Source organism: Candidatus Latescibacter sp. (assembly GCA_030692375.1).
GTDB lineage: Bacteria > Latescibacterota > Latescibacteria > Latescibacterales > Latescibacteraceae > JAUYCD01.
Map to the genome: position 1 here is coordinate 1 of JAUYCD010000011.1, position 7,111 is coordinate 7,111.

A 7,111-nucleotide genomic window follows, 5' to 3' on the forward strand; every position below is an offset into this window, starting at 1 on the left:
AGCCCCCTAACCCTCAGTCCCTTTCCCCCCGATGGGGGGCAAGGGAAGTCGTTGCTCCACAGTCTTTTCCTGCCCCCTTCAGAGGGAAGGATGTCCAAAGGACAGGAAGGGGGCTGCGTAAAATAATCTCGACTTTTGCAATTGGCTCAGGCGAATCAAGGTTCAGACAAATTTTTAAGGCTTTTGGAGAATTATTGATGTCCTATAGGGGAGTAATCAACCGCTATCGGGAGTTTCTGCCGGTCAGCGATAAAACACCGGTCATTACCCTTCTTGAAGGGAACACGCCGCTTATACGGGCGGTGAATATTCCGCGGGCTATCGGGCTTTCCGCCGACATCTATTTCAAATATGAGGGGCTCAATCCCACCGGTTCGTTTAAAGACCGGGGGATGTGCATGGCGGTCTCCAAAGCGGCGGAGGAAAACTCGAAAGTGATCATGTGCGCCTCGACCGGCAACACATCGGCGTCCGCGGCTGCTTACGCGGCGCGGGCGAACATGAAGTGCATCGTCCTGGTCGAGGGCGGTGGAATAGCCCTCGGCAAGCTTGCCCAGGCCATGATCCAGGGCGCCGTTGTTTTGGAAATCGACGGCAATTTCGATCATGCGCTCAGGCTTGTCCGCGATATTACCGAGCGGCATCCCATCACCCTGGTGAATTCGGTGAATCCCTACCGCATCCAGGGGCAGAAAACCGCTTCCTTCGAGATAGTGGACCAGCTCGGAAAAGCCCCTGACTACCATTTTCTCCCGGTGGGCAACGCGGGGAACATCACCGCCTACTGGATGGGTTACAAGGAATATCGGGCTTCCGGGCGAAGCGCCGGACTTCCCAAAATGATGGGCTGGCAGGCCGAGGGAGCAGCGCCCATCGTGCTTGGCAAACCCGTAGACCATCCGAAGACCATCGCCACCGCCATCAAGATCGGCAATCCGGCTTCCTGGAAATTTGCCGAACAGGCTCGCGACGAATCGGGCGGAGTGATCGACATGGTGAGCGACGAGGAGATTCTGGAATCCTATTCGCTCCTGGCCTCGAAAGAAGGGATATTCGTCGAACCGGCCAGCGCCGCTTCTCTTGCCGGGGTGATCAAGTCGAACCGGCGCGGGATATTTCAGGGAGGCGAGACGATAGTCTGCACCCTGACCGGGCACGGCCTCAAGGACCCCGACCGTGCGGTACAGTATGCCCGCCCGCCGCTCAAGGTGAGAGCCGATATGGAAAGCGTCATGAGTGTCTTGAAAATCTGAAACGGGAAAGGCGGTTGCTATGAAAGAGCTCAAAAAAAAATTCGAGGATGATTATCTGACCTTTATTTCCATCGCCGTCGGTACTGTCGCTCTTATCGCCGCAGTGGTCTGGATAATAACGGTTATAGTCAGGAAAAGGTAGAAGGTTTTTCGATACATGGCAGCGAAATCGCAATTAAACAGGAGTAGTATGGTGGCTGAATGTTCAAAAGAAAAATTCAGGTTCACAACTCTGGGCATTGTTCTCGGAATAATCGTAGTAGTACTCTCTATCGTGTGGGTGACTGTGATTAATCTGTATCAGGACGATTCGGGCGCCAATGACATAACCTGGGTCGGTTGAAATGAAATTTCTGGTTTTGGTGGGTGATGGGATGGGTGACTATCCCCGGGCCGACCTCGGGGGGAAGACAGTGCTGGAGGCAGCATTCATCCCCAATATGGACTGGATCGCCAAATACGGGCGCGGCGGCCTGGCTCAGACCATTCCACCGAGGATGCATTCCGGCAGCGATGTCGCTAATATGGAGCTCATGGGGTTTGACACCATGGAGCAATTCACCGGAAGGGCGGTGTTCGAAGCGCTGAGCATGGGCCGTACCCTCCGGAAAAATGATGTGGCGTTCCGCGCCAATCTGGTGACCCTGGAAAATAGCCGGATGAAAGACTACGCCGCCGGCCATATCACCACACAGGAATCCGCAGAGCTCATGAAAATGATCGATGAAGCTCTCGGCACCGAGACAGTAAGGTTTTATCCCGGAGTTTCCTACCGTAATCTCATGATCTGGAGCGGCGGGACCGATGGAATGATCACCTACCCCCCCCATGATATTATCGGGCAGGAATATGGGCCGTATTTACCGAAGGGCGAAGGATCTGTCGATATCCTTTCCGTCATGGAGCGGTCAAAACCCCTTTTAGAAAATGCCCTGGTGAACAGGAAGAGACAGGCTTCGGGAAAGAATCCCGCCAATTCACTCTGGCTCTGGGGACAGGGAATGAGTCTGGAGCTTGACTCTGTTGAAAAAAGGTATGGACTGACAGGCGGAGTGATCAGCGCCGTTGACCTGATAAAAGGCATCGGTATCTCCGCCGGATTGAAATCGGTATTTGTTCCCGGGGCGACCGGGTACATCGACACCAATTACCGGGGCAAAGCGGAAGCGGCGCTCAATTCATTAAAAACCATGGATTTCATGTATGTCCATGTGGAAGCGCCCGATGAGGCGGGGCATATCGGCAATACGGAGATCAAACTGAGAGCGGTCGAGGATTTCGACCGTGAGGTGGTCGGGCCGGTTCTCAAGGAGGTCAGGGACAGATATGATCTCTCGGTGCTGGTGACCTGCGACCACTTTACTCCGTTAGAAAAACGCACCCATACCCGCGAGCCGGTTCCCTTTGCCTGGTATGGCCCGAAAGTCCGGCGTGACAGCATGGAGGTTTTTTCCGAAAACGAAGCTCTCAGGGGTGCGGTGAAAGATTTAAAAGGCCATGAACTCTTGAATAAGTTTATCGGAGATTTTATCGCTTTATGAGACCGCTTATTGTGCAGAAATTCGGCGGAAGTTCGGTCGCCGATGCCGAAAAGATAAAGAAGGTCGCTTCACGGGTGATAGCGAAGAAGGACCTTGGCTTCGATGTAGTTGTGGTCGTTTCCGCCATGGGCGACACCACGGATCACCTGGTGGACCTTGCCAAATCCGTTTCTGAAAACCCGACCGACCGTGAAATGGACATGCTCATGTCCAGCGGGGAGCAGATTTCCATGGCGGTGCTTTCCATGGCCATCCAGGCGATGGGGCGTGATGCAATCTCCCTTACCGGGCCGCAGGCTGAGATCATCACCGATTCCTCACACCGCCGGGCGCGCATAGTCGATATCAAAGCCACCCGGATCCGTCAGGAGCTGGAGAAAGGCCGCATCGTGATTGTCGCCGGCTTCCAGGGGATCAGCGGGGACTCGGAGATTACCACCCTGGGAAGGGGCGGGTCGGACACCACCGCGGTGGCGCTGGCCTACGCCCTCAAAGCCGATATGTGCGAAATTCTCACTGATGTGCCGGGGGTGTTCACCGCCGATCCGAGGATTGTTAAAAATGCGCGTATGCTGGACGAGATCAGTTTCGAGGAGATGCTCGAATTGGCCAGCATGGGCGCGAAGGTGCTGAATTCACGGGCGGTGGAACTTGCCGGCAAGTATGGAGTGGTATTGAAAGTCGGACTTGCTCATGAAGATATACCGGGTACTATTATAAAGAGGGAGGACAGCTCTATGGAACAGGTGCTTGTGCGGGGTGTTGCGCATGACCTGGATCAGGTTAAAATGACCGTGCGCCGGGTACCCGACCAGCCGGGGATTGCGGCCAAGATTTTTTCCACCCTGGCGGAAAAGGGGATCAATGTTGACATGATCGTCCAGAATGTCAGCGAGGACGGGTACACCGATCTCTCTTTCACCGTGGCCATCGGCGACATAGAAAAAGTCTCCTCCATCGGCGAGTTAATTAAAGGGGCAGTGGGGGCGGAAGAAGTCACACTCGATGACAACATCGCCAAAGTCAGTATAGTGGGCGCCGGAATGCGCTCCCACCCCGGAGTAGCGCTGAAAGTTTTTCAAACGCTCGGCGACAAGGGAATAAACATGAAGATGATCAGCACTTCCGAGATCAAAATCTCGGTGATTGTGGACAAGGATCGCGCCAATGATGCGGTCATAGCTCTCCATGACGCATTTGACTTGGGAAACGACAAGGGGAACACGAATGGGATTTAAGGTATGTGTAGCAGGCGCCACCGGCAATGTAGGGCGCACGATGATACAGATTCTGGAGGAACGGAATTTCCCTGTGGACCGTTTGCGGCTTCTGGCTTCGTCACGGAGTGCAGGCAAGAAGCTTGCCTTCCGCGGGGGGGAGATTACGGTGGAGGAACTGACGCTGAATTCTTTCGAAAAGGGCGAGATTGTGCTCAGCTCTCCAGGCGGCTCTGTCTCCAAATGGTATGTTCCTTCGGCGGCGAAAGCGGGCGCGCTGGTCATAGACAACACCAGCGCCTTCCGGATGGAGAAGAATGTTCCCCTGGTGGTTCCCGAGGTCAACCCTGAAGAGGCTTTCAAACATGAGGGCATCATAGCAAACCCGAATTGTTCTACAATCCAGATGGTGGTGGTGTTGAAGCCGCTCCATGACGCCGCACGGATAGAGCGGGTGGTAGTTTCCACCTATCAGGCGGTATCAGGGGCAGGAATGGCGGCTATTGCCGAGCTTACCGGTCAGACTAAAGCCCTCCTGGAAGGCCGTGAATATGCACCCAAAGTGTTTCCGCATCAGATAGCGTTCAACTGCATCCCCCAGATTCCGCAGAAAAGCGCTTTCGCAGAGAATTTCTACTCGGAAGAAGAGCTGAAGATGGTCAACGAGACCAAAAAAATCATGAAGGATGATTCCATAAGGATTACCGCCACCACGGTTCGTGTTCCGGTTTTTGTGGGGCACTCCGAGTCGGTGAATGTGGAAACCGCCCGGAAGCTGACCCGTGATGAGGCGATCGCCCTCCTTGAGAAAGCCCCAGGGGTTGTGGTGATGGATGATCCTGCACGCCAGGTCTACCCGCTTGCTTCTTTTGCTGAAGGCAAGAATGTCACTTATGTGGGGAGGATCCGTGAGGATATCTCCCATGAAAGCGCTCTCGATATGTGGATTGTTTCCGATAATCTGCGGAAAGGAGCCGCGCTGAACGCGGTGCAGATAGCGGAATTGTTCATACGGTGAAATTGGTCGGGTAGCGGGTGGGAAAGCCCCCACCCTTTTTTTTTATATTTTTTCCTTGCTCTTTTATGAATTTCGCCTGATTTTTAAAGGATAGAGTATGGATGAGTCCGGGGGACCGCTGATGAGCAGTATTTCGGTCCCGATTACCTCCTGATCGATGTTCAAATACAGAGAAGGAGATTGATTTCCTCTTAGCAGTACCTGGGCTGGGGAATCGGTGCAGGATACCGGATGCTCGTCTCCATTGTATTCTTATACTGAGCTGGTATTGCTGCTTGAAGCGGCCGGATTCGTGGTAAAAGCGGTTTTCGGTGGTTTTAGCGGGGAGGAATTCGATATGCATCACGACCGTATGCTGATACTTTCCCAATCTCTTGAGATGGAGGAGGAATGAAGGTTACATTCTGGGGAACGAGGGGTTCTCTACCCTCTCCAATGAACGCCGCTGAATTCCGCAGCAAGGTGAAGTATCTTCTCATGAATGCCCGGACTGTCGATCTCACCAGTGAAACCGCTGTGGAGACCTATCTGGATAATATCCCGTTTCCCCGCGCCATGACATTCGGAGGCAACACGCCCTGCGTCGAGGTGAGCGAGGGAAAGGAGCGATTGATTCTCGACTGCGGAACCGGCCTCCGTCCTCTCGGGAACCTGATAATGCAGGAGGGTTTTCCTCCCGGAAGCCGTATCGATATTCTCCAGACCCACACCCACTGGGACCATATTATGGGATTCCCCTTTTTTGAACCGGCTCTTTCAGGAAAAGCGGAAATACATATCCATGGCGTCCATCCCAATCTCCGGCAGCGTTTTACCGCCCAGATGGACCGTATCCATTTCCCCATAACCCTTGAGGAAATGGGCTCCGCCATCTTTTTCCATGAGATAGGAAGTGAAGAAGAGATTACCATCGGCCCCTTCTCTATCCGGAACAAGGGCCTTCATCATCCGGGAGGCTCATACGCTTACCGTATCTCTGCCGGGGGTAAGAATGTTGTTTTTGCCACCGACAGCGAGTATACCCATCCCGGGAACGCCGGATATGCTCCCTATGTGGAATTTTACAGGGACGCCGATATTCTTATTTTCGATGCCATGTATGCCACTCTGGAGCAGACGGTGGAAAAGGCTAATTACGGCCATTCCACTGCGGTCATAGGTGTGGATATAGCCCTTTCCGCTCAGGTGAAAACCCTCATTCTTTTCCATCACAGTCCTGAGTTTAACGACGATCAGATTGCCGAATCCTATTTCAACGCCCAAAAGTATCTGGATACCCGCAAGGCTCAGTTCCCGGAAAGCGATCTCAACCTCCTCACCTCCTTTGACGGCATGGTTATCGACGTTTAAGTGTTTATGGCCGTAAAAATCATACCGGGTGAGCCAATTGCAAAAGTCGTTTTTAAATGAAAAAATGATAAGTTTTATTACTTCAGCCCCCTAACCCTCGGTCCCTTTCCCCCTGAAGGGGGCAAGGGAAGTCGTTGCGCCCCAGTCATTGCTGCTTCGCAGGCACGATGAAGCCGTGTCCTGCCCCCTCCGGGGGAAGGATGTCCGAAGGACACGGGGTCCCCGCTCGTACGAAGTACGTGCGGAGTGGATTGAAGGGGGCTGCGTCAAACAATCTCGACTTTTGCAATTGGCTCATTTCAGAGAATATTGCCAAACGAGGAAGTTATCGGAGAAGCGACATGCCGGAAATTGTACATAAATATTTCGACGATATGCATAAGGTTATGTCGAATGTCGTAGATTCATTGAATAAAGGCGGAAGGTTTATCCTTGTTGTAGGTGACAGCCTCATTGCTGACGTCTATTTGCCAACCGACTTGTTATTAGCCAGAATTGGTAAAGAACTGGGCTTGACGATCGAACGAATTGAAAAAGCCAGAAACAGGCATTCCGGGCAGATTCGAAGCTATAGATTACGCGAAACTATAGTTACTTTACGGAAGGATTAATATTTTCGGTTATGTCGTTAAGTAAGCTAAGGTGTTCATCCTAAGGTTAATCCCCCCTACCCCCCTTATTAAGGGGGGAAAAAGAAAATTGTTCCTATTACTATGTAAACATTTATTAGGA

The 7,111-nt window shown here is 52.7% G+C and carries 9 protein-coding genes; all 9 read left to right on the forward strand.

The features are described 5' to 3' along the window. Positions 1-197 precede the first annotated feature (197 nt). The 9 genes from thrC (at position 198) to Q8O92_00620 (ending at position 6,990) form a co-directional block, all read left to right on the forward strand. Positions 198-1,253: a threonine synthase gene (gene thrC / locus Q8O92_00580; protein ID MDP2981809.1), complete on the forward strand. Its 1,056-nt coding sequence runs from the start codon at positions 198-200 to the stop codon at positions 1,251-1,253. Positions 1,254-1,272: 19 nt separating this feature from the next. Beyond that, positions 1,273-1,395, forward strand: a complete 123-nt coding sequence (locus tag Q8O92_00585; GenBank protein ID MDP2981810.1) for a hypothetical protein — start codon at positions 1,273-1,275, stop codon at positions 1,393-1,395. Positions 1,396-1,443: 48 nt separating this feature from the next. Beyond that, positions 1,444-1,596: a hypothetical protein gene (locus Q8O92_00590; GenBank protein ID MDP2981811.1), complete on the forward strand. Its 153-nt coding sequence runs from the start codon at positions 1,444-1,446 to the stop codon at positions 1,594-1,596. A 1-nt stretch (position 1,597) separates the two neighbouring features. Beyond that, the gene (locus tag Q8O92_00595) at positions 1,598-2,794 is read left to right on the forward strand and encodes a cofactor-independent phosphoglycerate mutase (GenBank protein MDP2981812.1); all 1,197 of its coding nucleotides are present in this window, start codon (positions 1,598-1,600) and stop codon (positions 2,792-2,794) included. Further along, positions 2,791-4,032, forward strand: coding sequence for an aspartate kinase (locus Q8O92_00600; GenBank protein MDP2981813.1), 1,242 nt, complete (start codon positions 2,791-2,793; stop codon positions 4,030-4,032). Before Q8O92_00595 ends, Q8O92_00600 begins: the two co-directional genes overlap by 4 nt. Then, a complete protein-coding gene (locus Q8O92_00605) occupies positions 4,022-5,029 on the forward strand; it encodes an aspartate-semialdehyde dehydrogenase (GenBank protein MDP2981814.1) in 1,008 nt (335 codons plus the stop codon). The genes Q8O92_00600 and Q8O92_00605 overlap by 11 nt, the downstream gene beginning before the upstream one ends. A gap of 217 nt (positions 5,030-5,246) precedes the next feature. Next, entirely contained in the window at positions 5,247-5,423 is a 177-nt protein-coding gene (locus Q8O92_00610; protein MDP2981815.1) for a hypothetical protein, read from the forward strand. Next, positions 5,420-6,379 (forward strand): MBL fold metallo-hydrolase, encoded by a 960-nt coding sequence (locus Q8O92_00615; protein MDP2981816.1) that lies wholly within the window; start codon positions 5,420-5,422, stop codon positions 6,377-6,379. The genes Q8O92_00610 and Q8O92_00615 overlap by 4 nt, the downstream gene beginning before the upstream one ends. 341 nt (positions 6,380-6,720) lie before the next feature. Next, positions 6,721-6,990: a hypothetical protein gene (locus Q8O92_00620; protein MDP2981817.1), complete on the forward strand. Its 270-nt coding sequence runs from the start codon at positions 6,721-6,723 to the stop codon at positions 6,988-6,990. The last annotated feature ends 121 nt before the right edge of the window (positions 6,991-7,111 follow it).

Coding starts and splice junctions, on each gene's coding strand:
- thrC (MDP2981809.1), top strand. CDS start 198: ATGTCCTATAGGGGAGTAATCAACCGCTATCGGGAGTTTCTGCCGGTC.
- Q8O92_00605 (MDP2981814.1), top strand. CDS start 4,022: ATGGGATTTAAGGTATGTGTAGCAGGCGCCACCGGCAATGTAGGGCGC.
- Q8O92_00615 (MDP2981816.1), top strand. CDS start 5,420: ATGAAGGTTACATTCTGGGGAACGAGGGGTTCTCTACCCTCTCCAATG.
- Q8O92_00595 (MDP2981812.1), top strand. CDS start 1,598: ATGAAATTTCTGGTTTTGGTGGGTGATGGGATGGGTGACTATCCCCGG.
- Q8O92_00590 (MDP2981811.1), top strand. CDS start 1,444: ATGGTGGCTGAATGTTCAAAAGAAAAATTCAGGTTCACAACTCTGGGC.
- Q8O92_00600 (MDP2981813.1), top strand. CDS start 2,791: ATGAGACCGCTTATTGTGCAGAAATTCGGCGGAAGTTCGGTCGCCGAT.
- Q8O92_00585 (MDP2981810.1), top strand. CDS start 1,273: ATGAAAGAGCTCAAAAAAAAATTCGAGGATGATTATCTGACCTTTATT.
- Q8O92_00620 (MDP2981817.1), top strand. CDS start 6,721: ATGCCGGAAATTGTACATAAATATTTCGACGATATGCATAAGGTTATG.